We start from the raw sequence: 24,943 nt of genomic DNA on the forward strand, positions 1-24,943 counted from the left end.
GCTGAACAGTAGTTGCCGAAGTGGTTGAGAGAGGGGTTTCTTCCGTGGCACCGTACGATGAGTATGGTCGCTACTGCCGAGGCACGGCAGGTCTGCCGTGTTGCAGGATCGATGCTGTATCCGTCCTTGGACTTCGGAGCGAAGGCCAACGGAACCTATCCGAGTGAGGACTTCGTCAGAGTCCTCACTCGAAGTGCCTTCGAACGAGAGTTCACCAACACTAGTGCCAGGCACTTGCAACTGGTGAGAGGCGCCGATCTCGACCTCGAAGACCGAAGTCCGCTGGCGAAATCACTCCTGTACAACCTCGGACGGATGAAACCGGACGCCATTGACGGCCAGTTCGATGGCGTCCGTGAGGAGTTCTTCACTCAGACACGCAAGGCACGTCGTTTTCCGACCTCCGCAGAAGTCGCGTTGGATCTCCACGAATGGCTCTACTACGGCTCGAACCAGACACCGATGGTGTCACGAATCAACCCTGACCGCGGAACCAATCTCGCCTATGTCTTCGTGACACTGTGCATTGTGTCACCATCAGCACGGTTCACGCTCGCGTCTGAACACGTTGCTCGAACCGACACACCCTCTCTGATTGGGGCGACCCGCGAGGTGATCGAGACGGCACGTGAAGCCGTCTCGATCACCCGCATCTACTGTGATCGTGGCCTCTATCGGGTAGAGTTAGTCGATGAACTCGTCGATCTCGGTGTGGAGTTGGTCATGCGCGCACCCAAAACGCCAGGGATCAAGCGCGTTCTTGGCGAACACGATGAAGAAAGATTCGTCACCGACTACGAGCTGGTCAGAAAACGGTCACCCACGATGCGTGTCCCGGTGACGCTCGTCGTCGTCCCGCACCAATCGCGGGACGACGACTCTCTGTGTCTGATCACGAACCGAGCAAGGACGGTGGATGAAGCGGTGCCGCTCGCCAACGCGTACCGGCGTCGCTGGGGGATAGAGACCTCATATCGGAAGATCGGTGAGTTTCTGCCCCGAACCACGTCGCCAGTGTTTGCGGTGCGGTTGTTCTACTTTTTGTTCGCTGTGGCGCTGTACAATCTCTGGATCGTGGTATGTCTGCTGCTCTCAGAGCAGCGTCGGGTGAAAACGCGGCCAGCAGTCTCAACGGCGACGTTTCGATTCTTCCTCGGGCCAGTGACGTACGGATAAGCCTCGTCGGGGCGGCAGACCCGGGCTGGCGCCCGGGTCAGCACGCCCCTCCGTACTGGCGAGACTCTCTGTCACGGTGAATTATCCGTCTCGTCGGTCGCTGCCTACTCGAATCGCTGCTCAAACAACCGCCTCAAGTCCAGATTGCAGTGATCTCGTCATGCTTCAGCGAACACTCTGCAATCTGAATCGGCAACTACTGTAAAGGGACGGGGCTTTCTCCTTGAACTTCCGTAACAATCGAGGCACGGTACACCAGAGTCGTCCCCCTCAGTAGCCGCCACCGTCGTCGAAACACCGGCCGCACTTGGACGTACTCTGTGACGTGACTAGCTGGTCGATACCGCCCGGACGTAACTGGTCCGCTGCGACGTTGTACGCGACGCCGCAAACTGTCTGAAACTCGCGCCCGCCTGTCTCCTGTTTGTGGACCGTGTTGGTCACTTCATTTAGGATACCGTCCATATGAATAATATACGGACGAAGGTAATAGTCGAACGGCATGGTAGACCAAAGTATCTATTGGAGGATAGCACTCGCGGCGCTCACTCCCAGGCGTCGCCACTCGCCAGGTCCACGTCGCTGTCTCCCTTCTCCGACGGACAGATGTCTGCCAGTACGCACTCACCACAGTCCGGATTCCGGGCTGTACAGACCGCTCGTCCGTGGCTGATGAGCAGATGGGTGAACTCCTGCCACTCCGATTCGGGGACGAGCGACAGGAGGTCGTCTTCGATTGCTTCGGGTCGTTGTTCCTCGGTGATACCGAGCCGTCGCGTGAGTCGCTGAACGTGCGTGTCGACGACGATACCCTCCACGACATCGTGACCATGCTGGAGGACGACGTTTGCGGTCTTTCGACCGACGCCCGGCAGGTCAGTCAGTTCGCTCATCGTATCCGGTACTTCGCCGTCGTGTTCGTCGACGATCGTCTGGGCGGCCTCCCGGATGTAACTCGCTTTGTTGTTGTAGTACGTGATGGAGTTGAGGTCCTCGGCGAGTTCCTCCTGGTCGGCCGCGGCAAAGTCCTCTGGCGAGTGGTACTTCTCGAAGAGGTCGGCGGTCTCCTTGTTGACCCGTTCGTCGGTACATTGCGCAGAGAGGATGACGGCAACCAGCAGTTCGAACCGCGTCGAGAAGTTCAGCGAGATGGTGGTGTCGGGGTACTCCTCGTGGAGGCGTTCGACGACTTCGACAGTCTGTTCGGCGCGCGAAGAAAGCGGCGTTCCCATACCACGCCGTTGGTCGGAGAGGGTTTCAGCGATTCGCTTTGGTCCGGGTAGCCGCTGTTAGGGCCAGGTCCCGGCCTGTTCGCCAGCGTCGAGGACACGCTGGAGCGAAACGACGTATGCAGCGATCCGGAGCGACGGGAGGTCCCGGTCCTCGTAGGCCTCGATGAGATTCCAGAACTGGTTGACGATGGTTTCGTCGAGTTCCTCGTTGACGCGCTCTTCAGACCAGTAGAAGCGCTGGCGGTTCTGGACCCACTCGAAGTACGACACGATGACGCCGCCAGCGTTCGCGAGGATGTCCGGAATGACGAGGACATCCTCGTCTCTGAGCACGTCGTCAGCGTTGGGAGTGATCGGGCCGTTCGCCGCTTCGGAGATGACGTCGGCAGAGATCTCGTGAGCGAGTTGCTCGTCGATGGCGTTCTCGAGTGCCGCAGGAATCAGGAGGTCGACGTCCAGCGTCAGTAGTTCGTCGTTCGTGAGTTCCCGGTCAGCATCCGGGTAGTCGCTGACGCTGCCCGTTTCGCGTTTGAAATCCTTGACTGCGACGGGGTCGAAAGCGTCCTCGGCATAGATACCACCGCTGGAGTCAGACACAGCGACCACGTTGGCACCCATCTCGGAGATGAGTTTCGCCGCAATCCAGCCGGCGTTGCCGTACCCCTGAACTGCGACGGTCGCACCGTCGACGTCCTTGTCTAGGTAGTCGAAAGCCTCGCGCGCCGCGACGACGGTCGACCGCCCCGTCGCCTCGACACGACCTTCGCTCCCGCCACTGGAGATGTCTTTGCCGGTGATGACGCCGGGCTCGGTCGTGTTCTCGATCGTCTCGTAGGTGTCTTTGATCCAGTTCATCTCCCGCTGGCCCGTATTGACGTCAGGTGCGGGCACGTCACGGTCGACGCCGATCATCGGCGTCAGTTCCTTCGCGAAGGCACGCGTGATTCGCTCGAGTTCAGCTTCGGAGTACTCGCTCGGGTCGATGATGATTCCGCCCTTCCCGCCACCGAGCGGGATGGCGCTCGTCGCCGTCTTGTAGACCATCCAGCCAGACAGCGCCTTGACCTCGTCACGGCTCACCTGCGGGTGATAGCGGATGCCGCCTTTGTACGGGCCGCGGTCGCCGTTGAACTGCGAGCGGTACGCGCGGAACACCTCGATCGTTCCGTCGTCCATCTCGACCGAAAGGTTCGTTTCCAGCACCCGTTCGGGCGTCTTCAGCCGCTCGATTTGACCCTCGGATACGTCCAGGTAACTCGCCGCCTCGTCGATCTGTTTCCGTAAACTCTGGTACGGATTTACCTCTGACATACATCGACCACAGAAACCGAGCAACCAAAAGATGTCTATTTTGTTCGGAAATAATCACCAATTTTGAATATAGTTGTCACTAATGGAGTGCCCTAAGAAAGTCAGTTTACGTTATATATGTAATTATAATCGTATTTTTTTGTCAAATTTTGTTATTATTCGATCGTTCTGTTCGACCGCTACTCGAACCGTGGTCTCCGTGTCGAGCACGACGGCCCCAGCAATCCGATGGGAGTCACTCGCTGGAACATCGACGCGGTCGATATCCGGGAGCAAACAGTCGCGACGGTTGGCCAGTTCCAGAAGCACGTCGCCACTCGAGAGATGCCAGATGCGTGTGACAGACCGGAAACAGGGCGAAGAGATGGGGTCTCGTATGTACCTGATACTGCCCGTCCCCTGCGAGAGAGAGTACTGAAACGGCGTGTGTTCGCTCATGGCCAGAGCCCCCGTGCTTCGTGCGCCTCGGTGATCCGGGAGAGCGCGACGATGTACGTCGCATCGCGCCACGTTACGTCGCGGGCCTCGTACTCGTCGCAGACGTCGCTCCAGGCGGCCAGCATCTCGGTTTCGAGTTCGTCGTTGACCCGCTGGAGTGACCAGGACCGGCGGTTGATATCCTGCAACCACTCGAAGTATGAAACGGTGACACCCCCGGCGTTCGCGAGGATGTCGGGAATGACGGGAATCTCTCGTCTCGTGAAAATATCGTCGGCAGCAGACGTTATCGGACCGTTTGCGCCCTCGATAATGATGTCGGCCTCGACGGCACCGGCATTGTCTTCCGTGAGAACGTTTCCGATTGCGGCAGGGATGAGAACGTCAACGTCGAGTTCGAGCAGTTCGTCGTTGGTGAGCGTCTCGGGCACGTCCTGGCGCATGACGGCCTCGGGTTCCTCGTCGTGGGACGGAATCGAACGAGGGTCGAGCCCAGCGGGGTCATAGATTGCACCGGTGACGTCACTGACTGCGACGACAGTCGCTCCCCAGTCGTCGAGTAGTCGGGCTGCGTTTGCGCCGACACTGCCGTACCCCTGGATAGCGACCGTCGTGTCCGTGAGGTCCCGGGAGTAGTAGTCGACGGTCTCACGAGTGATGATCGCCACGCTCCGACCGGGGGCGGCCTCGCGCCCTTCGCTCCCACCGATAACCGGTGGTTTCCCCGTCACGACGCCGGGAATGGTTTCGCCCTCCTGCATCGAATAGGCGTCCATGAGCCAGGCCATCGTCTGCGGGTCGGTTCCCATATCGGGCGCGGGAATGTCCCTCGTCGGGCCGATGACGTGACGAATCTCTTCGGCGAATCGACGCGTGAGTCGCTCCCGTTCGGCCTCGCTGAGGCTCTTCGGGTCGACGGCGATACCCCCTTTTGCGCCGCCGAACGGGAGGTCCATGACTGCGCACTTCCACGTCATCCACATGCTGAGCCCGACACACTCGTCGCGGGTTACCTCGGGCTGATAGCGCAACCCACCTTTGTACGGGCCGCGGACGCTGTCGTGTTGGGCGCGATACCCTGTGAACACCTCGACAGTGCCGTCGTCGCGCTCGATGGGGACTGTGACTTCCTGGACTTTCGTCGGATGCTTGAGTCGCTCGACGATATTGGGATCGATATCGAGATGGGCAGCAGCATCCTCTAACTGTCGGCGAGCCGTTTTGACTGCCGATTCCTGATCCGAGGACTCTGCTGGGGAATCTGTCCGCTCCTCAAGCGTAGCCGACGAGTCGGAAGCCATCGTCACTCGATCGGTGTCTGCCGGTTTCGCATCTCGCTCCCGCAGTTAGGGCACGGTTCAGGATTGTCTTCTGCGACGATGACGTTCCCGCATTCGAAGCACTCGTATGGCGTTTCCTCGTCAGGCGTTTGCGTGACATCTCTCATGGAGTATTCACGAGTGCCTGCCGCCGGCACGCGGCACTCGGCTTTGGCTACAGTGTGTATAAGGGAATAGCTGGAAGTTGACTACCAAAGTACCCGGAGACTGCGTTGTTTATTATTGAACCCTACCGGGACGAAGCGGCAATCGAGGTGTTGCGCTCCTCGAACAGCGTCGTAAACAGTTTTCGCTGTACCGTCCGGATATGCTGATAGAACGCCGGCGGAGAAATGTCGAGCATCGCCGCAACATCCTCACCAGTGCTATCGCGCGGTGATTCGAAGAACCCACTGTAGTAGGCCGTCTGAACGACTTCGATCTGCCGGTCAGTGAGGTCTGTAAGGAACTTCCCGTAGAGATCGTGTTCCGCAGCCTGATCGAGCGTCTGTTTGCTCTGGAATTCGGCATCGGCGAACGTTTCGTTCACCAGTTGTGTGATGGTCCGGACATCGATGCTGTCCGGGACATCGATGGTGAGCGAGGTCATCGTCGGGTCAGCGGTCGCCTCCCGAAAGATAGCACCGTGGTCAGCCAGTTCCAGGGCGAGAAACGGCTGCGTGAGTCCAAGCCGCAAGACCCCGCTGTCACCGTCGACGCTAATCTGTTGGACATCGTCGATACCGACGAGTCCGGACGCAACGCGTTCGACGGTCTCTATCGGGGCGTCCTCGACGATGACGAAGACGTAGCTCCCGTCCGTGGTTTGCTGGACACCGCCCTGATACGAGAGCGTACACGCCGCTTCCCGCGCGAGACGGGAGAGAATGAACGCCGGGTCGTCTATCCCGAACTCGACGCGTGTCATCGACGTGGTGAGCAGCGCGTTTTTCCGCTCGATAGCACTGAGCGCGGAGGCGATTGTCTCGCCGAGTTCGGCCAGCACTGCGCGCGCCGTGTCGTCGAACGCATCCCTGGCGTTCGCATAGACCGTCAGGACACCGTACGTGAGGTCGTTGTACACGAGCGGGATGCTCAGTACCGACATGAAATCACGAGTGAGTGCATCCGCTCGCCACGAGTCCTCCCGGAGGTCGGCTGCGACGTTGGTGACCATCGTCACCTCGCCCGTCGCCGCAGTTTCACCCGCTGGCTCCGTTCCCGCCGCACCAACGGAAAACTGCTGGCTATCCAGATAGCCCTGGTCGTTGCCGGCCCACGCGCGCGGATCGAGGGTTTCGGTCGTGGGGTCGACGGTCCCAATCCAGGCGAAGCTGAATCGGTCGTCGCTGGTCAGTAGTTCGCAGACGGTGTGGTCGATTTCGTCGCGCGTTTCGGCCTGGACAATCGCCTGGTCGATCGCCCGAATCGTTTCGTTGATGCGGTTGAGCGCGGTGAGTTGCTCGTTTTGCTGCTGGAGCTGTCGCTCCTGGGCGCGGAGCTGTGACTCTCGCGTGACGCGGTCGAGTGCCGCCTCGGCGGTCGCAGCGAGCAAGTCGGCGAGTTCCCGCGTCACGTCGTCGAAGGCGCCGACTTCGTCCGACCCAGCGACGAAGACACCGTGGTCACCGAGCGGAATGAAACTCGCACTCCGAAGGTCGGTCGCCTGGTTGTCGAGTCGGTCTGCCTGGTGGACGTCCTCGAAAAACAGCGTCGACCCGGAGATGAACCCGTGCCCCGGGAGGGTCTCCCCATCGGCGTGGACTCGCGGAAGCGGTCCGTGGAGGTCCCGCATCGCCTGAGAGTGTGCGGCAGGTCGGAGTTCGTTGGTGTCGGCATCGAACAAGTAGACAGCACTCGCATCGAGGTCGAGAACGTTCGCCGCATCGTCGACGATGTGCTGGGCGATTTCGTCGTGGGTCCCCGCATAGAGGAAGGACCGTGCGAGTTCCTGGAGCGTGGCCAGCGCCTCCTCTCGCTGTTTGCGTTTGGTGATGTCACGACAGCTATAGAGGAGCGTGCCGTCCTGAATATCGACTTCCCGAACGTTGACCAGCAGCGTGTGTTCGCGGCCGGCCTTGTCGGTCGCCGTACATTCGATGTTCTTCAGAATGCCGTTCGCCGCGAGTTCGTCGCGGTCGAAGAGATCCTCGCCGAGAAGCCCGTCGATTGTCCCCTGTTCGTACATCTCCTCGGCAGTGTATCCGAAGATGAAGTGAACGTTAGGGCAGACGTACGTATACTCGCCGTCCTCGTTCGTCATGAGGACGGTGTCGGTCATGTTGTTGAGCGTGACACGGTGGAGTTCTTCGGACTGACGGAGGTCGCGTTCGAGCGTGACTCGGTCCGTGATGTCGACGCCTTTGATGACGACCGACTCCAGATCGCCGTGTTCGTCTTCGACGGGGCGAACGGAGAAATCGATAACGCGTCTGGGGGTCTGATCGAGTGTGTCACAGACGATTGCGTTCCCGAAAGTGCCATCGAGCGCTTGCTCGACGAGTTGTCGGACATCGTTCCGGGTCGCCGCCGTCTGCGACCACCACGAGAGTTGCCAGAACGGGTCACCGACGGTCGGGTTCTCCTCGACCATCGCGCGTGCCGTCTGATTCGCTCGCACCAGTTCCCCAGCGGAGTCGAGTATCCACATCGACGTCTGCGTGTCGTGGAACACCGCGTCGAACTGTCGTGCCCGCTCGCGTTGCATCTCTGCGCTGTGGACATCGTGGAGCGTGTCCTCGAGTCGAGACACTGCCGTGTCGAGCGTCTCCGCAATCGGTTCGTCGACCACAATGTAATCGGAGACACCGGCTGCGACTGCCTCGCTGGCGATACGTTCATCGCCATCGGCGGTCGCGAGGACGACCGGTAGCGTCGCTGTCGTCTCCCTGAGCTCTCGCAGGAGGTCGACACCTGTCGTCTCGGCGAGTGCGTACTCGGTGACGACGCAGTCGACCGTGCTATCCCGGACGAGATCAAGTCCGTCCGCTGCTGTTGGCACTGTCTGTACGGACGCAGCAGTATCCGATTCGAGCAGCGCTGCGAGCTCGTCGAGCCAATCGGTCGTTCCAACCAGGAGAAGACGGGACGAATCCAGCGGAGAATCTGACCCTCCCATCAGTCGACCTCATAGAGCCTGCCGAGTAGCAACGGTGAGTCGCCACCAGCACGGTTCTGGGTCTGTCTGTGTGTTGATACTGCCCTCATGAATGGTTCATAATATAACCCACACACAAGAAAGCCATTCGGTACTCAACCGGGGGACAGGCTGGGTAGTGCTCGAATCGGGAACAGTATCGAGTGTTATGTGTTCGTTGACTCGAGCGGTTCCGTGAACCACTCGCGGAGGAAGCCACCGAGCACCGCCGCGAACGTCGTCTCGGAACTCCAGAAGGCGACTTCCTTGACATCTTCGGTGACCCCTGTTTCGGAGTAGACACCGAGCAACATCGTATCTTCGTCGACCAGCAAGACGCGAGCACTGCCCACGTCGGGGTCGCGTTCCTGCGGGATCGCGACGGTCGTAAACCTGCTGCCGACGGCCTCGCGGACGGCCGGGTTCGCGCTCGCGACGATGACGGTCGCACCGGCCTCGTCAGCGCCCTCCAGCGCGTCGAGAACGGTGTCGTCGAGCATCGAGACGTCCGAGGCTGCGTAGAACACCTGTTCGTCGGCCTCGGCGACCAGTTCTGCGGCTCTCGAAGAGATAGACTGCGTGCCGTGGACGAGCCAGAGTGCCTCGCTCCGCTCGTCGGTGGGGACTTTCGTTCCCTGGACGGTGTCCAGATAGTCGAAAGTCTTCGACCCCGTCTCGGCGAGTTGGTCGAGTAAGCGCGTCCGCGCACGGTCGAGCGAGACCGGTCGGTACACCGTCGGCGTCGACTGCTGGGTCTCGACCAGTCCGCGTGCTTCGAGGCTGTCGGCCGCGCCGTACACCTGTGACCGGGGGACGTCGGCGACCTCGCTCACTTCGCTCGCGGTCCCGCTACCGAGTTTCTGGAGCCCGAGGAACACCCGGGCCTCGTAGGCGGTCAGGCCGAGCCGTTTGAGCCCGTCGATAGCACCCTCGTCGTCCATCAGTCTTCCTCCGGCGTCGGTGCCTCCAGCGCCGTGTCTTCGCCGAGCCACGTCCGATAAATGCGCTCGAACTGTGCCTGTGTGAGGTTTCCGGCGGCCAGTCGCTCCTCTGCGGCAGCGAGGTCGTCGTCGGTAACGGTTCCGCGGGCGACGACGCGTTCGAAGAGGTCCGCGACGACGGTCGCGTGCTCCTCACCGCCGACATCGATGTCCTCACCACCGGTCATGAGCACGCCACCGAAGCTGTAGGTCGTGCCGTCCGGGGCATCGCCCGGGATTGTGGCAGTGTAGGTCAACTCCGCCGGCTCGTCGTCCAGTTCCCAGACCGCATAGACCGACTTTCCGTGGTCGGTCACACTCGCTGGCTCTGGCTGAACGCTATCGACGCTGACCGTCGCGCCGTTGAACGTCTCGCGCAGACCGACCCGACCGTCCATCTCGTCGACGGAGACGGTGACCGAGACGCGCTGGCCGGGCCGGACGTGTTCGTGTTCGACCGTCCGATGGGCGAACGCGGCGGAGCCGTGACCGTTGGTCAGTGCCGACACGTGTTCGTCGCCGCTCTCGCTGGCGTCGTCCTCGGGCTGCCCGCCGTCGGCAGCGATTTGTTCAGCGGCCCAGTCCGGTCCGACATAGCGGGTCCAGACCACCAGTAAACTCGGCAGGATGAACACGCTCCCGAGGAACGCGTAGATGATGGTCAGCCCGGTGATGATGCCGAACTGCTGGAGCGGCGGGAGGATGGCGAAGACGAGCACGCCGAACCCACCGACCGTTGTCGCCGCACTACCCAGGAGTGCACCGCCAGTGCCGGTGACAGCAGTCTCCATCGCTTCCCAGACGGTGTCGCTTCGCTCCAATTCCTGCGTGTAGCGTTCGCTCAGGTGGATGCTGTAGGCGACCCCTAGTCCGATGGTGAGGCTCGTAATCATCCCCGTGACGACGTTGAACGGAATGTCGAGCAGGTACATCGTCCCGAGAATCCACGTCACCGAGAAGGCGACGGGCATCAGCGTCACCGCGCCCAGCGACGCGCTGCCATCACTGATGCGGTAGGTAATCATCAGGAACAGGAAGACGGCCACGAGCGAGATGACGAGGCTCTCGATGACCGTCTCCAGCAGCTGGTCCTGAACAATTTTGTTGAGGATGGCCGTTCCCGTCGCCGTCGTTTCGAGTCCATCGCCATTCAGACCCGAGGCTACGTCGCGCATCTGTGTGGTCACGGCATCACCACCCGACCCGCCGGTGATAGCGACGGTCATCCTGAGTGCCTCATACTCGCCGTCAGTCCGGTAGATGTACCGGCCTGCCTGGTCGGGCGCAACGGCGAACAGCTGGTCGTAGACGGCAGTGATGTTCTGCTCGGGGACGCCATCGTTGTCGGTATCTGCGGCGGTGAACGTTGCGTTGAACGACTCGTTGTTTCGGGCGACCTCACGCATCACCGAGAGCGGGTCGTCGATTGCCGGCTCACCGTTCGACAGGGTCTGTGTCACCCCCTTGTCCGTCGCGTCCTGTCGTGCGGTGTCCAATCTGTTCAACGTGTCCGCTTGCGTGACGTTACCTTCTATCAGTAACTCCGCGTTCGAGTCCTGTCGGACGAACCGGTCGTTGACGAACGAAAGGGTTGATTTGGCAGTGTACTCACCGGGCGTGAACGGCTCCGGTAGCTCCATCATCCACTCCGGCGGTTCGTCGGCCAGGAAATCCTCCTGTTCGAAGGCGGTACTGACCTGCGTTCCGCCGTAGGCGCTGACGACGCTGACGAGCACGACGAGCAGGATAACGACGTAGGGTGCCTTCCGTGCGGCGCTCGACCCGACCGCGAGGACGCGACTGAACCGGCCGCCGCCGGTCCCGAACGCGCGCTTTTTCCGGTCGATACCGAAGGATTCGAGCAGCTCGTCGGCTTCGATTTTCAGCGCCGGAATCAGGATACCGAAGATGAGCAGCGCCGCGACGATGCCGGCCGCGGAGACGACACCGAAGTCCCGAATCGGGGGCACGGGACTCGTGAGATTCGAGAGGAAGCCGATGACTGTCGTCGCAGTCACCCACAGCAGGGCGATACCGACGCCAGCGAGGGCGACGTTCATCGACCCGCGTGGGCCCGCTTTCTCGGGGTCTCCACCGTCGGTCGCCATCCCGGAGAGGGAGAGACGTTCCTCTCGGTGGCGCATGAAGACGTGAATCGCGTAGTCGATAGACAGCCCGATGAGAAGGACCGGGACGGCGACGAAAATCTGGTTGAAGTTGATCCCCGTCCACCCCATGAAGCCGAAGGTCCACGCCAGCACCGCACCGATACCGAACAGGCCCAGCACGATGTCGACTGGGTCGCGGTAGGCGACAATAAGCGCGATGAGGACGAAAAGGAGCGCCAGCGGACCGACGATGGTCAGGCTGTCGGACTGGGAGGACTCGATTTCGTGGGTGATGACACCGCCCCCGAAGATGGTGAAATTCACACCGTTTGCCGCCTCGTCGCCGATGGTCCGCATCGAGAGCTGTGAGTCGATTATCTGATCACCGGCGGTTCCCTGTGCAGTCGACCCTTCGTCACTGAGTTGCGTGACGAGAATCATCGTCGACGACGCGGAAGCCGAGCCGGGGTCGTAGGTGCTCGGCATCAACCCCAGCACACCGTCACCGTTGTCGTCCTCGCCGCTGAGCAGCGAGGTAACGGTCTCCTCCACGTCGCTTTCGTTCATCGACTCCAGTTTCTCCCGCTGGTCTGCCAGGGACGGTGCGGGGCCACTCTGAAGAGCCTCACTGTCCGCCTCGAGGTCGGCGAACTGGTCTGCGAGCACGCCACGCGTCCCGTTTCGGTACGCTGCTTCCCGCTCTGCTTCCGTGTCGGCCTGTCGTAATTCTGTCGTGGCCCGCTCGAACGTCTGCGCGTCCTCGTCGGTGAACTCCACGGACGTGTTCGCTCGCACGCGGTCGAACTCCGCCTGCGCGCTCCGGTTGGGGTTTTGCAGCAGGGTCGTCAGTGCGCCGCGCAACTGCTGGGAGGTGTCATTGAGTGTCTGCTGGCGGCGTTCGAGGGCAGCAGCCTCTTCCTGGGCGATTGCCGTCCGCGCGACGGCGTTGGCGATACTCGACGAGGAGTCGTTCTCGACGAGCGTCTCGTTCACTGTCGCGTTGGCTTCGAGTCGCTGCTGGTAGTCGAGTATCGAGAGCAGCGACTGCTTCGTCAGGACGTTGTCGCCCCGAACGATGACCTGTGCCGTCGTCGTGTTGTCGTCGGCAGTGAAGTTGTTCTGGACGTAATCGAGTTTCTCAGATTCGTCGGACTCGGTCTGGAACTGGTCGAGCGAGGAGGAACTCTCGACCATCGGTGCGCCAGCACCGACGAGCACCGTCAGCAAGAGCATGACGACGATTGCTATCCGGGTATATCCGGTGACTGCACCGGCCAGTTTGTCTGCGAGACTCACGGGGACCACCTTGTTTGTAGGAACATACTAACAGCTATATCAGACCGTTAGTGACGAGCCAATTAAAATCTCCGGAACGAGACGAGTGGTGGTACCATTCAGGTAGTTACAGACCGAGTTCACGGCCGAGGACGAGCCGCTGGATTTCGCTGGTCCCTTCGCCGATTTCCATGAGTTTGGCGTCCCGGTAGAACCGCTGTGGCGCAAAGTCGGTAGTGTAGCCGTATCCGCCGAGCACCTGGACAGCATCCTCGGCGACTTCACGGGCGATCTCTGACGCATCGAGCTTCGCCAGCGAGGAGAGTCGGCGCACGTCTCCGCCCCGGTCTTTCGTGCAGGCGGCTTTGTGGGTCAGCAGCCGTGCGCGCTCGATTTTGCGGTCCATCTCGACGACCATGTCCCGGACGGCGTCGAACTTGCCGATGGGCTGGCCGAACTGTTCGCGGTCAGTCGCGTAGTCGCGGGCTGCCTCGAACGCCCCCTGTGCCAGCCCGACCGAGAGTGCGGCAATCGAGATGCGTCCACCGTCGAGCGTCTTCTTCGTCTGTTCCCAGCCGTCCCCTTCCTCGCCGAGGAGTCGGTCGGCGGGAATCCGCACGTCGTCGAACTGCAACTCGCAGGTCGGCGAGGCGTTCAGTCCCATCTTGTCCCAGACGTTCGTCACCTCGACGCCATCTTCGTCTGGGTCGACGATGAACGTCGAGATACCGTCGTAGCCCGCCGTGGGGTCGGTGACGGCCTTGACCAGTATCGACCCCGCGACGTTTGCGTTCGTGATGAACTGCTTCGTCCCGTTTAGCACCCACTCGTCCCCGTCGCGTTCGGCCAGGGTGTCCATGTCGCTGGCGTCGCTCCCGCTTTCCGGTTCGGTCAGCGCCCACGCACCGAGTGCCTCCCCCTCGGCGAGCGGTCGGAGCCAGCGCTCTTTCTGCTCGTCGGTACCGAAGGCCTCGATCGGTTTGGTTCCCAGCGAGACGTGGGCAGCATACGAGAGCCCAATCGACCCAGACACCCGACCCAGTTCCTCGGTCACGAGCGCGTAGAGCAACTGGTCACCGCCGAGTCCGCCCCACTGCTCGTCGACGGGGACGCCCATCACGTCCAGGTCAGCGAGCGCGTCGAATATCTCGGCAGGGAATCGGTGCTCAGTCTCGATGTCCTGGGCTATCGGTTCGACTTCGTCCTCGCAAAACTCCCGGATTGAGTCGCGCATCATCCGGTGCTCGTCGGGGAGTCGAAAGTCCATACCGAGGCTATGGTGTGCGCCCACAAATACCATGAGGCCGGGCAACAGCACAGCAGCGAGTCCAGTCGCCGAAACCGTTTACTCCGGCGGTGCCGTTCGCCGTACCATGCCCCTCCGCCGCCTTCTCCGTGGTCGCGTCGCCGAGTCGACACTGGAAGATATCGCCAGCGAAGTCGCGGCCCAGTACGGCGAATCAGTCGAAACGATAGACGTACTGGAGGCGGATAACTGGCTCTCGATTCCCTGCGTCGTCAACGACCAGTGGTTCGTGAAAATCATCAGTGCGCAGAACTCCATCGTCCACGCGCTGTTGACGACCGGACGGAACCTCGGCGTTCTCTCCAGTGGGTCGGAAGGGTTTTTCGAACACTTCGGAACGCCTGTCGACATGGCCGAACACGAACTCGACGCCACCCAGCAGATGCGCGAGCTGGGAATCAATGCACCCGAGCCGCTCCGCGCGTTCGAACACGACGGCTACGGCGTACTCGTTCTCGAATACGTCCCCAACTTCGAGTTGCTCGATACGGTGTCCGAGAACACGGTCAGAGACATCGCACCAGCTGTCTTCGACGCGCTCGCACAGATGCACGAGGCTGGACTGGTCCACGGCGACCTCCGTGCAGAAAACGTCCTCGTGGTCGACGGCGAACTCTACTTCATCGACGCGACGAAAGTCCGCGGTGACGGTATCGAGGACGCCCGCGCGTACGACATCGCCTGTGCGCTCGCCGCACTGGAGCCACTCATCGGTGCCAAAGCGGCGGTCGACGCGGCGGCGGCGAGCTACGACGGGTCGACGCTCGTCGACGCCGACAGCTATCTGGACTTCGTCAGTATCCGTCCCGACCACGACTTCGATACGGTCCGGCTGAAGGGCGAAATCTCGAAAATAGTCAACTGAGCCCTGTTATTCAGCGTCTTCTGGTACGTCGAAGTCGTGGAAGTGCTCGCCTTCCTCTTTGCTCAGGATGTCCAGTGCGGCCGCGCCACCGTCGCCCGCGGAGATGATAGCCTGCCACTCCTGGTCGCGGACCATCGCACCCGTCGCGTAGGCATCGTCGACGCTCGTCTCCATCCCGAGGTCCACGTCGACCGTATCGCCGTCGAAGTCACAGCCCAGTGCCTCGGCGAGCGAGCGATCTGCACCCGTCGCGAGGACGAGGTAGTCGGCAGTGTGCTCGCCGTCGTCCGTCGTCACGACGAACTCGCCGCCGTCTTCGCTGACACCGGTTACTTCCGTCTGATGGCGCTCGACGCCGAACTCGTCGACCTGCTCGCGCGACTGCTCCATGAACTCGGTTCCATCGAGGCTGTCGATACCGAGATAATTGAACAGATGGGCCTTGTGCAGCCAGGTCTCATCGGTATCGAAGACGAGCGTCTCGAGTCCGTTCTTCGCTGTGAACAGGCCAGCACTCAGACCCGCGGGGCCACCGCCGACGATAGCTACTGTTGACATACAAACTCGTGTTCGGTTCCCAGACAGAAAAACGGAGTACCCCGACGAACCGGTCGGCAGGTCACTCCAGCAGTTCCTTTGTCTTCCGGTGGCGATACCGAAACATCGGCTCGAGCCCGACCACGCCGAGCGGGCCGACGGCGCGACCGAGCGGGCCGAAGGGGAGTTCGTACTCCACCTTGTCCCGGACAACCGTCGCGCCGTCGTCGGCGTAGAACATGTGGGTGTGTGTCCACTCGGGGAACGGGCCATCGGCCATCACGTCACGGAAGTACGCCGACCCGCCGGTGCGCTCGCGCGCGACGATGTCGGACACCCACTGCTGGCGCGGGCCGACCCCGAAGGGGCGAATCGAGGACTCGACGACCGACCCTGCATCGAGGACCTCCGGGTCCGGTTCTCCCTCCGGCCCGCGAACGTCCTCGATTCGAATGTTCATCCACCCCGGTGTCAGCTCGACGAGTCCCTGTTCTGTGGAGTGAAACTGCCAGACGTCTTCGAACGGCGCGAACACGCGCACCGACCGCTCGTAGGTGGGCATACTCGCGATAGGGGCGAGAACGGCAAAACTTCACGGGATTGGTCTCCGACATCGCGGTTCGGCGCTACGGCCAGACACCGCTTTCACGGGCGGATTGCAACACGCGCCGAATCGCGACGACGTACATCGCCGTCCGGAAGTTCGGCACGTCGTGAGACTCGTAGACGTCGACGAGGTCGTCGAACGCCTCCGTGATGACGCGTTCGAGTTCGTCGTTGACGCGCTCCTCGGTCCAGTGGAACCGCTGGCGGTTCTGGACCCACTCGAAGTAAGAGACCGTAACACCACCGGCGTTTGCCAGAATATCCGGAAAGACGTGTACGTCGCTCTCGCTCAGTACGTCGTCGGCATCCGGCGTGAGCGGGCCGTTCGCCGCCTCGACGATGATATCTGCGTGGACGTCGCGGGCCAGTTCTTCGTCGATGGCGTTCTCGAGCGCCGCAGGGATGAGCAAGTCTACGTCCATCGTCAGCAACTCCTCGTTGGTCATCGTCTCGGTAGCCCCGTCGTAACCGCCGACTGCTCCGGTCTGCAGTTTGTATTCTTTCACTGCACTGGCATCGAGTCCATCCGGATGGTGAATTGCCCCCGAAGAGTCTGAGACGGCAACGATGTTCGCACCGGAGTCGTCGAGCAACTCGGCAGCGACGGAGCCGGCGTTGCCGTACCCCTGAACGGCGACTGTCGCCTCGTTGATGTCCCAGCCGAGATAGTCGAACGCTTCCCTAGAGACGAGCATCACCGACCGCCCGGTGGCCTCGACGCGACCCGCACTCCCGCCGCTTTCGATTGCCTTCCCGGTGACGACGCCCGGTTCGGTCGTGTTCTCCAGTGTCTCGTAGGTGTCTTTGATCCAGTTCATCTCCCGCTGGCCGGTGTTCACGTCGGGGGCTGGAATGTCCCGGTCGGCACCGATGAGCGGCCGCAGTTCGGTCGCGAACGCGCGCGTCAGCCGCTCCAGTTCGGCGTCTGAGTACTCGATCGGATTGACGGCGATACCCCCCTTTCCGCCACCGTAGGGGATGCCGACGGCCGCACACTTGTACACCATCCACCCGGAGAGTGCTTTCACCTCCGAGCGGTCGACGTTCGGGTGATAGCGAATCCCGCCTTTGTAGGGACCGCGGTCGCCGTTGAACTGCGAGCGGTACGCTTCGAACACCTCGATCGTGCCGTCGTCTAGCTCCACCGTGAGATTCGTTTCGAGAACGCGTTCGGGGTATTTGATGCGTTCGAGCTTGCCAGCATCCACGTCGAGAAACGCCGCGGCGTCGTCGATTTGTTCCTGCAAACTCTCGAACGGGTTCACCTCGTCTGACATGTGCTACCAAACACATACTGTCGGCAAAAGGATATCGCTGGTGTGCGTTCGGATTATTCTCACAAAGGCATTATTTTTCGGCGGACTCCTCGGCACACTCGACGATGCGCTCGGCCTGGGCCACGAGGGGTGCATCGATCATTTCTCCGTCGACGGTGAAGACACCCCGTCCCTCGGTGTCGGCCTCGTCCCGTGCTGCGAGGACGCGTTCGGCCCACGCGATGCGGTCCTCGCTCGGTGTGAACGCGTCGTTGACGACCGTTACCTGTCGGGGATGAATTACCATCTTCCCGTCGTACCCCATTTCCATGCCGCGCTCGGTGTCCCGACGGAGTCCGTCGGTGTCTTCGAAATCAGTGTTGAGCGTGTCGATTGCGTCGACACCCGCCGCGCTCGCGGCCGCGACGACGCGTTGACGCGCGTAGATGACTTCGGTCCCCTTCGCTGTGCGGGTTGCACCCACGTCGGCAGCGTAATCCTCCGCGCCAAAGAGAAGCGCGTCGACGGCATCGGCGGCAGCAATCGCTTCGGCGTGAAGCACGCCAGCCGCGGATTCGACCAGCGCCAGGACCGGGACGTCGGCGTCGTGTTCGTCGAGGAGGCGACGGAGCGTCTCTACATCGTCGGCGTCGCTCACCTTCGGAAGCATCACGCTGTCCAGCCGCGGGTCGCCAGCCAGGACTGCCCCGAGGTCGTCGTCGGCTGCGATGCCGGTGGGATTGACCCGGACGCAGACCTCACAGTCGGGGTCGATATCGTGCAATACCTCGTTGACCACCGACCGAGCGCGGTCTTTCTCGGCAGGTGCGACGCCATCTTCGAGGTCAAAGACGACCACGTCGGCTCCGCTCCCGGGGGCTGACCGGAGCTTCTCCGGCTGGTCGCCGGGGGTAAAGAGAACGCTTCGCCGTGGCATATCTGGAGATGGACGGGCCGGCCGTATAGTGATGCGGGTCGGCGGCAGCCAGACCCGTTCCGGAGACGCCGTGGCACTTTTTCCAACCCCGGCCGATGAGACTGCCATGACCGGCCTGTACTACGAGGAGTTCGACGTCGGCGAGACAATCGAACACGACAAGCGCCGCACCGTCAGCGAGAGCGACAACCAGCGGTTCTGTGACATGACGATGAACCAGCAGCCGCTTCATCTCGATGCCGATTTTGCAGCGGAGACGCAGTTCGGCGAGCGCGTCGTCAACGGTCTGTACACGCTCTCGCTCGCCGTTGGACTGACTATCCCTGACACCACCGACGGCACCATCGTCGCCAATCTCTCCTACGACGATGTGGAACATCCAAACCCGGTCTATCACGGTGATACGATTCGCGCACAGTCGACGGTGACAGACAAGCGTGAAGCGAGTGACGGCGAGCGCGGCGTCGTCACGATGCACGTCGAGGTGTTCGCGGTCAACCGGGACGGTGACGGTGGAGAGAACGGGGAGACGCTGGTCTGTGCGTTCGACCGGACGGTCCTGTCACTGCGGGTCGACACGTAACCCATCGACATCAAACGGTGATATACGCGATAACGACAGTGTTGATGAGGACAGCCGCGAGTGACGGCACGGCGAGGCCGACGGGGACGACGACCCCATAGCGGTCGTCGACCACCAGTCGGCAACAGCCACCGACGAAAAGCGCGCCGACTTTGATTGCGTACAGTCCGAGAACGCCGGCAGCGTCGATGGCCGCGCGTGCGATGGGGTTGAGCTCGGTGAGCCCGAGCGTCAACCCGTGGACAGTCAGGGTGACATCGACGAGCATCGCCGCGAAGACGACGAACCAGAGCTCCCGTTCACGGGCACGAGCTGCAGTCAATACTCGACTGAGGCGGGAATCGGGTGTGTCTCGCTGAGCGGACGGGCTGGATGGGACCGCCCGCCGGATGGTGTCTCGAATGGGCATTGACCGGGAGCAGGGGAACCGGGGTCCGTATGGGGCGACAGGCATCGGGCACCCCGGCATCGTTACCTCTCGGCGCGACCCACATTGTTACAGAGTCGCTAGGTCGTCCTCACACTGGTGTACAGCGCGTAAAGACGACGTTAGAACGTCGTAGGCACTGCCATCTACGGCGCATCGAAGCGGAGGGTCACACACACAACTCGCTTTGCGACAGAGAGCCAAGCGGAAAGCGATGAATACCGCTGCTATCGCCGCTCGCGCGCCCGCACCGTCGGTAATCGCCCGCGTCGGTCTCGGCACGATGGTGTTTCTCGCCGGCATCCACAAACTGGCCGCACCAGAGATGTGGGCGCTGTACGTCACCGACTGGCTGGCGCCGTGGCTCGTCGTCTCACCGGTCGACTTCATGCTGATAAACGGCGTCCTCGAAATCGGGTTCGGTGTCGCTATCGTCGCCGACCGCTGGACAGTCGTCGGTGCTGGCGTCGCTGCTGTGTCTCTCTCTGCGACGGTCGGCTATCTCGCCGTCGTCGCCATCCTCGAGAACGGTCTCTTTCTGGACGTGCTCGTCCGCGACGTGGGACTGGCCGCGCTGGCGTGGGCGGTCGTGGTCGACGCACTCAGCGAGTGAGTTAGAACGTCGGACCGTCGTCAGCCGGATCGTCACGGAGTGCCGGGTCGTGTTGTTCGTCGAATCCCCCGCCGAATGACTCTTCGTAGTTATCCTCCGAAGAGGTCGCAGTAGTGTTGTAGACGGAGATTCCACGTGAGAGGAGTTCTTCGATGGCCTGTTCACGGTTCAGAAAGTCGCCCTCCTGAACGACGCGAGTGATTTTGCTCTCCATCTTGTCCGGCAACGACACCTCGTAGGTAGGCATGTTCCCCTCTCAGAAACTCGCTCGTGTAAATGCTCCGTTCTGCTGGCGCAATGTCTGCCATTATTGTTACTCACAATTTCTCGGCAATCGTCTCGACAGCCAGGACGAACCGGTAGAGAAGGTAGACGACAAACAGCGCGATTGCGAGTTCGAGCGCGCCGAGTGCGATCGCGACAGGGGCAGTGAGGCTCCCACCGATGACGACTGCGTATACAAACACGGCAACGAGGACGAGTACCACACCAGCAACCCACCTCGGTACGTCAAAATCTGATTCACCAGTAGCCATACGCGTAGCCAGGAAAGAACCGAACAAAAACCAACTGGAGAGCCAAACAGGGATTTGAGTTATGGGCGAACGGAACGTTTTCGGCCCAGCATCCCTCGGACAAAGCGCCGCTACAGTACGGTCCCGTGTTTTTTGTCCGGTCGGTCTTTTTCGACATCTTCGTAGAAGGCAAAGCGATTCTCCAGTTCTGTCCGGAGGGAACTGGGCGGAACGATGTCGTCGATGACGACTTCGCTCGCCATCCGGCGCACGTCGATGTCCTCGCGGTACTCCTCGCGGAGTTCCTGTTCGCGCTCTTTGCGCTCCTGTTCGTCCTCTATCGCGTCGAGTTTGTTCGCGTAAACGGCGTTGATCGCCGCTTCGGGACCCATGATCGCAATCTCACCCGACGGTAGTGCAATCGTGGATTCGGGGTCGTAGGCGGGGCCGGACATCGCATAGATACCCGCGCCGTAGGCTTTCCTGACGACGACACACTGTTTCGGAACCGTCGCCGAGGAGGTGGCGTAAATCATCTTCTTGCCCTGTTCGAGAATACCTTCCTTCTCGACGCTGGAACCGGCCATGAATCCAGGTGTGTCTGCCAGATACAGCAGCGGGATGTTGTAGGCGTCGCACTTCCAGACGAACTGGGCGGCTTTCTCAGCGGAATCGGGGAAAATAGCCCCGGCGCGCTGGGCCGGCTGGTTGGCGACGACTCCCACGGGACGGCCGTCGATGCGAGCGAATCCGGTCAGAATTTCCTTGCCGTACTCCGGTTGGAGTTCGAACCACGAGTCGGCGTCGACGACGCGTTCGACGATATCGGTCATGTCGTAGCCTCGATTTGGGTCCTGTGGAATCACGCCGTCGATGCCCTCGGGCGACCGGGCGGGCGCCTGCCCGTCCGTGTGCGGTGGTTTCTCGTCGCTGTTGTCCGGGAGATAGGTAATCAACTTGCCCACCAGTTCGCGAGCGTGCTCTTCGTCCTCGGCCACGAGGTCCGCGCTTCCGGAGTACTTCGCGTGTACGTCCGGACCACCGAGTTCGGCGAGTTCGATGTCCTCGCCGGTGACCATCTTGACCATCCGCGGGCTGGCGATTGCCATCGCCGACATGCCCCTGACCATGACGGTGAAATCGGCGAAGACGGGGGTGTATGCCGCGCCGGCGATACAGGGACCGTAGAGGACGCAAATCTGCGGGACGCGTCCCGACAACAGCGAGTGGTTGTAGTAGTATTTCCCGATGCCCTCCCGATTTGCAAAGAACCCCGTCTGCTGATCGATTCGCCCGCCGGAGGAGTCCATCAGATAGAGGACCGGCCGTCCGGTCTTCATCGCGCGCTGTTGCATCCGGAGGAACTTCTCGACGCCCTTCGAGGCCATACTCCCTGCCTTGACCGTGTAGTCGTTGGCCATGAAGTGTACGTCCCGTCCGTCGAGATCCGCCGCACCGGTGATGAGTCCGTCCGCAGGCAGACGGTCCTCGGCGTCGACCTCTGCGAACTTGCCGTCCTCGAACAACAGGCCGTCAGTCTCGTCTCCGCCGAACCAGAGGTCCATCCGGTCGCGAACAAACAGTTTCCCGGCGTCTGCGAGTTTTTCGCGGTACTTTTCTTTGCCGCCGGATTCGATGTCTGCAATCTCCTCGCGAAGGCGCTCTTCTCGCTCTGTCGGCCCGAGGTCGTCGGCTCCTTTGGCTGGCGGTTCCCGTCCGTCAGTCACAGTCGACGATGGCGGGTCGTGCGTAACGACCGGGTCGGTCGCGTCGCCAAGATATACTTCGACGGTATCGTCGACGTGTTCGGCCACTGCAGTGGCGATTGCACTCGCTTCGTCGGTGCTCGCCTCCGCGGCGATGCGGAGTTTCATACCACACCCATCCAGGGGGAGTGTGAAAATGGTTCACCCTGGCCGCTTATATGTCCGCACGTCGTACGCCGGGGCGATGAACACCGGCAGGCAGTCGTTTTCCCCTCTCTCTGTACTGACTGCTGCCACCTCGTCGGTGCCGTTCTCCCGCCGCCGATTGCTCGCGGTGACGCTGCTCGGTCTCCTCGCCGTTACCTGTTTGTTCGCCCTGTCGGGCACCGGTGGTGCAACTGTCGCTGACGGACAGTACGCACACGGTGGGGAGTCCGACGACGAACCCCCAGGATTCGGAAACGGCAGTCGAATCAACGACACAGCCATAGCGGTGACGATTAGCGACAACCACGATGTCGATGAATCGACTATCGAAGCCTCGGACTTCCTGCTGAGTCACGGGTCGATCAGAAACGTCAGTGTCAGCGAAGACGGATCGGACGCGACGGCCACGCTCTTGCTCACGCGACGAATTAATCAGGACAACGTGACTGTCGTACTCCAGTCCGATGCGACAATCCTCGATACGAACGGCAACGCACTCGACTCCTCGGCGTCAGACTCCTTCGTCATCGTTCCCAACATGGACGGTGTTCCACCAGCACTCGAGGACTTCTCGGTGACCAACGCCACCGGCGGGCCAGCGACCATCCGTATCGAAGCACGGGAGGCGCTGAGCGACTTCCACCTCACGCTCAACGGTCCGGCAAGCGATACACTCGACCGGTCCGATTTCGAGACTGTCGACAACGGCAAGACCTGGGAGACGACGTACAGCCCGCCGGCCGACGGAACGTACGTCGCGTATATGAACGGCCTGACAGACGAGGCGGGGAACACACGTGAGTCGTCACGGAACAGGCGCTTCGTCGCCGACCTCACTCCCCCAGACGCTGTCGCCGCACTCGACCTCGCTAACTCACAGAATCTCTCGATTGCCTTCGACGCTAGCCAGTCCAGCGACGAGAACGGCATCGAGCAGTACAGTTGGGAATTTGGAGATGGCAACACAGCGACGGGGCCCCGCGTGGCGAACGACTTCCTGCCCGGGAACTACACCGTGCGACTGAACGTCACCGATATCTACGGGAACACGGCCGGCGATACGATTACACTAAATCTGACGCGCGGGTCGGGAGACGCCGACGCCGTCTCCGAGTCGGAGTTGCGCGAGCGAGTCGGCGGCGGCCTGAACGTCTCGGTCGACCGCCGAGGCGGTCTCGACTCCAGCGACGCGTTCGTCGGCGTCGACAACGCCCGACGAAACGAGTCAGTCGCCGTAGGAACGCTCGATAGCGACGACGAACTGGCGAGGTACGGTCCAGTTTCCCTCGACGGAATCGAAGTCACCCTCGCGACGAACCGGTCGTTCGACCTCGGACTCTCGATGACCGGCAACGAATCGGTCAGAGATGCGGCAGTCGCCACCGAGGCGATGCCACTCGCCGGATTCACTGTCGTCAACACCGTCGCCGACGAGGAGATCGCGAACGCGAACATCCAGTTCAGCGTCGACCAGTCGCGACTGCGCGCACTCGACGTGTCACCGGCCGACGTCTCGCTGTATCGGTATCACGACGGTCGCTGGAATGCGGTCCCGACGAGAGCGCTGAACGCCACGAACGAGACGCAGCCGTTTCGTGCGGAGTCACCCGGATTCTCGCGGTTTGCTATCACGGCAGACACCGCGACGAATTCGAACATCGTCGTGACCGATGCGACGGTCGAGACCCCGCAGGTTGCATCCGGTGACACTTTCTCGGTTACAGCAACCGTCGAGAACAGCGGTGACTTCGACGGAGCGTTCACCGGTGGGCTGGAAGCAAACGGCACCCTCGTCTCGACAGCGACGACATCGGTCGCGGCTGGCGAGACGGCGACACTCAGCCTCCAGTCACAGCCATCAGACGAGGGAACCTACACCCTCTCGGTTAACGGAACTGCCGCCGGAACAGTCGATGTAACGCCAACCACGACAGACACCAATTCAGACGCCGACACCAGCGACCGGCAGTTCGTCGTCACGAACGCCTCGCTGGGGACACAGCAGGTCGACGTAGACGAAGTGTTCTCGGTCGAGGCAACAGTCGAGAACCGCGGTGCGCAACCAGACAACTTCACCGCCGGACTGGCCGTAAACGGAAGCGTCGTCGTTGTGACCGAAACCAGCCCGATTCCGCCCGGCGACTCGCAAACAGTTGAGCTGGACTACCTCCTCAACCGCTCCGGAGCGTTCCATATCTCGGTCAACGGAACATCGGCCGGGACACTCACTGTCGGTGACGTGGGAGACGGCGACGACACCGAAGACGGCGGCCCACTCGCCCAACTCGCTGGCGTCCTCGGCGTGTTACCGATGGGACTGCTCCAACCGATTTTCCTGTTCGTCGTCCTGCCGATAGCCCTCATCTACGGCCTCCTGAAGGCACTGGCAATCTATCTGGGGTACTGAGAG

Annotated in this window: 22 protein-coding genes; 5 read left to right on the top strand and 17 right to left on the bottom strand. The window is 61.6% G+C overall.

What is annotated here, in order from left to right; translation table 11 throughout:
- Nucleotides 1-57 precede the first annotated feature (57 nt).
- A complete protein-coding gene (locus WDJ60_RS14715; protein WP_340101354.1) occupies nt 58-1,176 on the top strand; it encodes a transposase in 1,119 nt (372 codons plus the stop codon).
- Between the two features lie 270 nt (nt 1,177-1,446).
- Here the strand turns inward: WDJ60_RS14715 and WDJ60_RS14720 are convergent, their stop codons facing one another.
- The 9 genes from WDJ60_RS14720 to WDJ60_RS14760 form a co-directional block, all read right to left on the bottom strand.
- Entirely contained in the window at nt 1,447-1,641 is a 195-nt protein-coding gene (locus tag WDJ60_RS14720) for a hypothetical protein (protein ID WP_340101356.1), read from the bottom strand.
- A gap of 80 nt (nt 1,642-1,721) precedes the next feature.
- Entirely contained in the window at nt 1,722-2,408 is a 687-nt protein-coding gene (gene nth, locus WDJ60_RS14725) for an endonuclease III (protein WP_340101357.1), read from the bottom strand.
- A gap of 57 nt (nt 2,409-2,465) precedes the next feature.
- Nucleotides 2,466-3,719: a Glu/Leu/Phe/Val family dehydrogenase gene (locus WDJ60_RS14730; RefSeq protein ID WP_340101358.1), complete on the bottom strand. Its 1,254-nt coding sequence runs from the start codon at nt 3,717-3,719 to the stop codon at nt 2,466-2,468.
- Nucleotides 3,720-4,153: 434 nt separating this feature from the next.
- Nucleotides 4,154-5,458, bottom strand: coding sequence for a glutamate dehydrogenase GdhB (gene gdhB / locus WDJ60_RS14735; RefSeq protein WP_340101359.1), 1,305 nt, complete (start codon nt 5,456-5,458; stop codon nt 4,154-4,156).
- 2 nt (nt 5,459-5,460) lie between these two features.
- Nucleotides 5,461-5,604 (bottom strand): rubrerythrin-like domain-containing protein, encoded by a 144-nt coding sequence (locus tag WDJ60_RS14740; protein ID WP_340101360.1) that lies wholly within the window; start codon nt 5,602-5,604, stop codon nt 5,461-5,463.
- Between the two features lie 122 nt (nt 5,605-5,726).
- Nucleotides 5,727-8,594: a bacterio-opsin activator domain-containing protein gene (locus WDJ60_RS14745; protein ID WP_340101361.1), complete on the bottom strand. Its 2,868-nt coding sequence runs from the start codon at nt 8,592-8,594 to the stop codon at nt 5,727-5,729.
- A gap of 185 nt (nt 8,595-8,779) precedes the next feature.
- Nucleotides 8,780-9,553, bottom strand: a complete 774-nt coding sequence (locus WDJ60_RS14750) for a TrmB family transcriptional regulator (protein WP_340101362.1) — start codon at nt 9,551-9,553, stop codon at nt 8,780-8,782.
- Complete coding sequence (locus WDJ60_RS14755) at nt 9,553-12,996, bottom strand: MMPL family transporter (RefSeq protein ID WP_340101363.1); 3,444 nt, start codon at nt 12,994-12,996, stop codon at nt 9,553-9,555. Before WDJ60_RS14755 ends, WDJ60_RS14750 begins: the two co-directional genes overlap by 1 nt.
- Nucleotides 12,997-13,102: 106 nt before the next feature.
- A complete protein-coding gene (locus WDJ60_RS14760; RefSeq protein ID WP_340101364.1) occupies nt 13,103-14,242 on the bottom strand; it encodes an acyl-CoA dehydrogenase family protein in 1,140 nt (379 codons plus the stop codon).
- A 106-nt stretch (nt 14,243-14,348) separates the two neighbouring features.
- Here WDJ60_RS14760 and WDJ60_RS14765 point away from each other — a divergent pair, with 106 nt between their 5' ends.
- Entirely contained in the window at nt 14,349-15,146 is a 798-nt protein-coding gene (locus WDJ60_RS14765; protein ID WP_340101366.1) for an RIO1 family regulatory kinase/ATPase domain-containing protein, read from the top strand.
- A 6-nt stretch (nt 15,147-15,152) separates the two neighbouring features.
- On the opposite strand, the gene WDJ60_RS14770 is transcribed toward WDJ60_RS14765, so the two are convergent.
- The 4 genes from WDJ60_RS14770 to WDJ60_RS14785 all read right to left on the bottom strand — a co-directional run bounded on the left by WDJ60_RS14770 (nt 15,153) and on the right by WDJ60_RS14785 (nt 18,482).
- The gene (locus tag WDJ60_RS14770) at nt 15,153-15,704 is read right to left on the bottom strand and encodes an NAD(P)/FAD-dependent oxidoreductase (protein WP_340101367.1); all 552 of its coding nucleotides are present in this window, start codon (nt 15,702-15,704) and stop codon (nt 15,153-15,155) included.
- A gap of 61 nt (nt 15,705-15,765) precedes the next feature.
- A complete protein-coding gene (locus WDJ60_RS14775) occupies nt 15,766-16,245 on the bottom strand; it encodes an SRPBCC family protein (protein ID WP_340101368.1) in 480 nt (159 codons plus the stop codon).
- A gap of 64 nt (nt 16,246-16,309) precedes the next feature.
- Nucleotides 16,310-17,566, bottom strand: a complete 1,257-nt coding sequence (locus tag WDJ60_RS14780) for a Glu/Leu/Phe/Val family dehydrogenase (RefSeq protein WP_340101369.1) — start codon at nt 17,564-17,566, stop codon at nt 16,310-16,312.
- 70 nt (nt 17,567-17,636) lie between these two features.
- Nucleotides 17,637-18,482: an HpcH/HpaI aldolase/citrate lyase family protein gene (locus WDJ60_RS14785; RefSeq protein ID WP_340101370.1), complete on the bottom strand. Its 846-nt coding sequence runs from the start codon at nt 18,480-18,482 to the stop codon at nt 17,637-17,639.
- A gap of 106 nt (nt 18,483-18,588) precedes the next feature.
- Here WDJ60_RS14785 and WDJ60_RS14790 point away from each other — a divergent pair, with 106 nt between their 5' ends.
- Nucleotides 18,589-19,065 (top strand): MaoC family dehydratase, encoded by a 477-nt coding sequence (locus WDJ60_RS14790; RefSeq protein WP_340101371.1) that lies wholly within the window; start codon nt 18,589-18,591, stop codon nt 19,063-19,065.
- A gap of 10 nt (nt 19,066-19,075) precedes the next feature.
- Here WDJ60_RS14790 and WDJ60_RS14795 read toward each other — a convergent pair whose 3' ends face one another.
- Nucleotides 19,076-19,387, bottom strand: coding sequence for a DUF5658 family protein (locus WDJ60_RS14795; protein ID WP_340101372.1), 312 nt, complete (start codon nt 19,385-19,387; stop codon nt 19,076-19,078).
- A 319-nt stretch (nt 19,388-19,706) separates the two neighbouring features.
- On the opposite strand from WDJ60_RS14795, the gene WDJ60_RS14800 reads away from it, so the two are divergent.
- Nucleotides 19,707-20,105, top strand: coding sequence for a DoxX family membrane protein (locus WDJ60_RS14800; RefSeq protein WP_340101373.1), 399 nt, complete (start codon nt 19,707-19,709; stop codon nt 20,103-20,105).
- 1 nt (nt 20,106) lies between these two features.
- Here the strand turns inward: WDJ60_RS14800 and WDJ60_RS14805 are convergent, their stop codons facing one another.
- The 3 genes from WDJ60_RS14805 to WDJ60_RS14815 all read right to left on the bottom strand — a co-directional run bounded on the left by WDJ60_RS14805 (nt 20,107) and on the right by WDJ60_RS14815 (nt 22,494).
- Nucleotides 20,107-20,352 (bottom strand): ribbon-helix-helix domain-containing protein, encoded by a 246-nt coding sequence (locus WDJ60_RS14805; protein ID WP_340101375.1) that lies wholly within the window; start codon nt 20,350-20,352, stop codon nt 20,107-20,109.
- 70 nt (nt 20,353-20,422) lie between these two features.
- Nucleotides 20,423-20,641 carry a DUF8066 domain-containing protein gene (locus WDJ60_RS14810; RefSeq protein ID WP_340101376.1) on the bottom strand — a complete coding sequence of 73 codons (219 nt, stop codon included), beginning with the start codon at nt 20,639-20,641 and terminating at the stop codon, nt 20,423-20,425.
- 110 nt (nt 20,642-20,751) lie between these two features.
- A complete protein-coding gene (locus WDJ60_RS14815; RefSeq protein WP_340101377.1) occupies nt 20,752-22,494 on the bottom strand; it encodes an acyl-CoA carboxylase subunit beta in 1,743 nt (580 codons plus the stop codon).
- Nucleotides 22,495-22,570: 76 nt separating this feature from the next.
- Here WDJ60_RS14815 and WDJ60_RS14820 point away from each other — a divergent pair, with 76 nt between their 5' ends.
- Nucleotides 22,571-24,940, top strand: a complete 2,370-nt coding sequence (locus tag WDJ60_RS14820) for a PGF-pre-PGF domain-containing protein (protein WP_340101378.1) — start codon at nt 22,571-22,573, stop codon at nt 24,938-24,940.
- Nucleotides 24,941-24,943 lie beyond the last annotated feature (3 nt).

This window comes from Salinibaculum salinum, from assembly GCF_037645885.1.
GTDB classification, from domain to species: domain Archaea; phylum Halobacteriota; class Halobacteria; order Halobacteriales; family Haloarculaceae; genus Salinibaculum; species Salinibaculum salinum.

Bases quoted from the DNA above. Each gene is read 5' to 3' on its own strand.
- WDJ60_RS14815 (WP_340101377.1), bottom strand. From the start codon at position 22,494: ATGAAACTCCGCATCGCCGCGGAGGCGAGCACCGACGAAGCGAGTGCA.
- WDJ60_RS14780 (WP_340101369.1), bottom strand. From the start codon at position 17,566: ATGTCAGACGAGGTGAACCCGTTCGAGAGTTTGCAGGAACAAATCGAC.
- WDJ60_RS14770 (WP_340101367.1), bottom strand. From the start codon at position 15,704: ATGTCAACAGTAGCTATCGTCGGCGGTGGCCCCGCGGGTCTGAGTGCT.
- WDJ60_RS14790 (WP_340101371.1), top strand. From the start codon at position 18,589: ATGACCGGCCTGTACTACGAGGAGTTCGACGTCGGCGAGACAATCGAA.
- WDJ60_RS14785 (WP_340101370.1), bottom strand. From the start codon at position 18,482: ATGCCACGGCGAAGCGTTCTCTTTACCCCCGGCGACCAGCCGGAGAAG.
- WDJ60_RS14720 (WP_340101356.1), bottom strand. From the start codon at position 1,641: ATGGACGGTATCCTAAATGAAGTGACCAACACGGTCCACAAACAGGAG.
- WDJ60_RS14730 (WP_340101358.1), bottom strand. From the start codon at position 3,719: ATGTCAGAGGTAAATCCGTACCAGAGTTTACGGAAACAGATCGACGAG.
- WDJ60_RS14775 (WP_340101368.1), bottom strand. From the start codon at position 16,245: ATGCCCACCTACGAGCGGTCGGTGCGCGTGTTCGCGCCGTTCGAAGAC.
- WDJ60_RS14745 (WP_340101361.1), bottom strand. From the start codon at position 8,594: ATGGGAGGGTCAGATTCTCCGCTGGATTCGTCCCGTCTTCTCCTGGTT.
- WDJ60_RS14740 (WP_340101360.1), bottom strand. From the start codon at position 5,604: ATGAGAGATGTCACGCAAACGCCTGACGAGGAAACGCCATACGAGTGC.
- WDJ60_RS14715 (WP_340101354.1), top strand. From the start codon at position 58: ATGAGTATGGTCGCTACTGCCGAGGCACGGCAGGTCTGCCGTGTTGCA.
- WDJ60_RS14820 (WP_340101378.1), top strand. From the start codon at position 22,571: ATGAACACCGGCAGGCAGTCGTTTTCCCCTCTCTCTGTACTGACTGCT.
- WDJ60_RS14760 (WP_340101364.1), bottom strand. From the start codon at position 14,242: ATGGACTTTCGACTCCCCGACGAGCACCGGATGATGCGCGACTCAATC.
- WDJ60_RS14765 (WP_340101366.1), top strand. From the start codon at position 14,349: ATGCCCCTCCGCCGCCTTCTCCGTGGTCGCGTCGCCGAGTCGACACTG.
- WDJ60_RS14800 (WP_340101373.1), top strand. From the start codon at position 19,707: ATGAATACCGCTGCTATCGCCGCTCGCGCGCCCGCACCGTCGGTAATC.
- WDJ60_RS14805 (WP_340101375.1), bottom strand. From the start codon at position 20,352: ATGCCTACCTACGAGGTGTCGTTGCCGGACAAGATGGAGAGCAAAATC.
- gdhB (WP_340101359.1), bottom strand. From the start codon at position 5,458: ATGGCTTCCGACTCGTCGGCTACGCTTGAGGAGCGGACAGATTCCCCA.
- WDJ60_RS14810 (WP_340101376.1), bottom strand. From the start codon at position 20,641: ATGGCTACTGGTGAATCAGATTTTGACGTACCGAGGTGGGTTGCTGGT.
- WDJ60_RS14750 (WP_340101362.1), bottom strand. From the start codon at position 9,553: ATGGACGACGAGGGTGCTATCGACGGGCTCAAACGGCTCGGCCTGACC.
- nth (WP_340101357.1), bottom strand. From the start codon at position 2,408: ATGGGAACGCCGCTTTCTTCGCGCGCCGAACAGACTGTCGAAGTCGTC.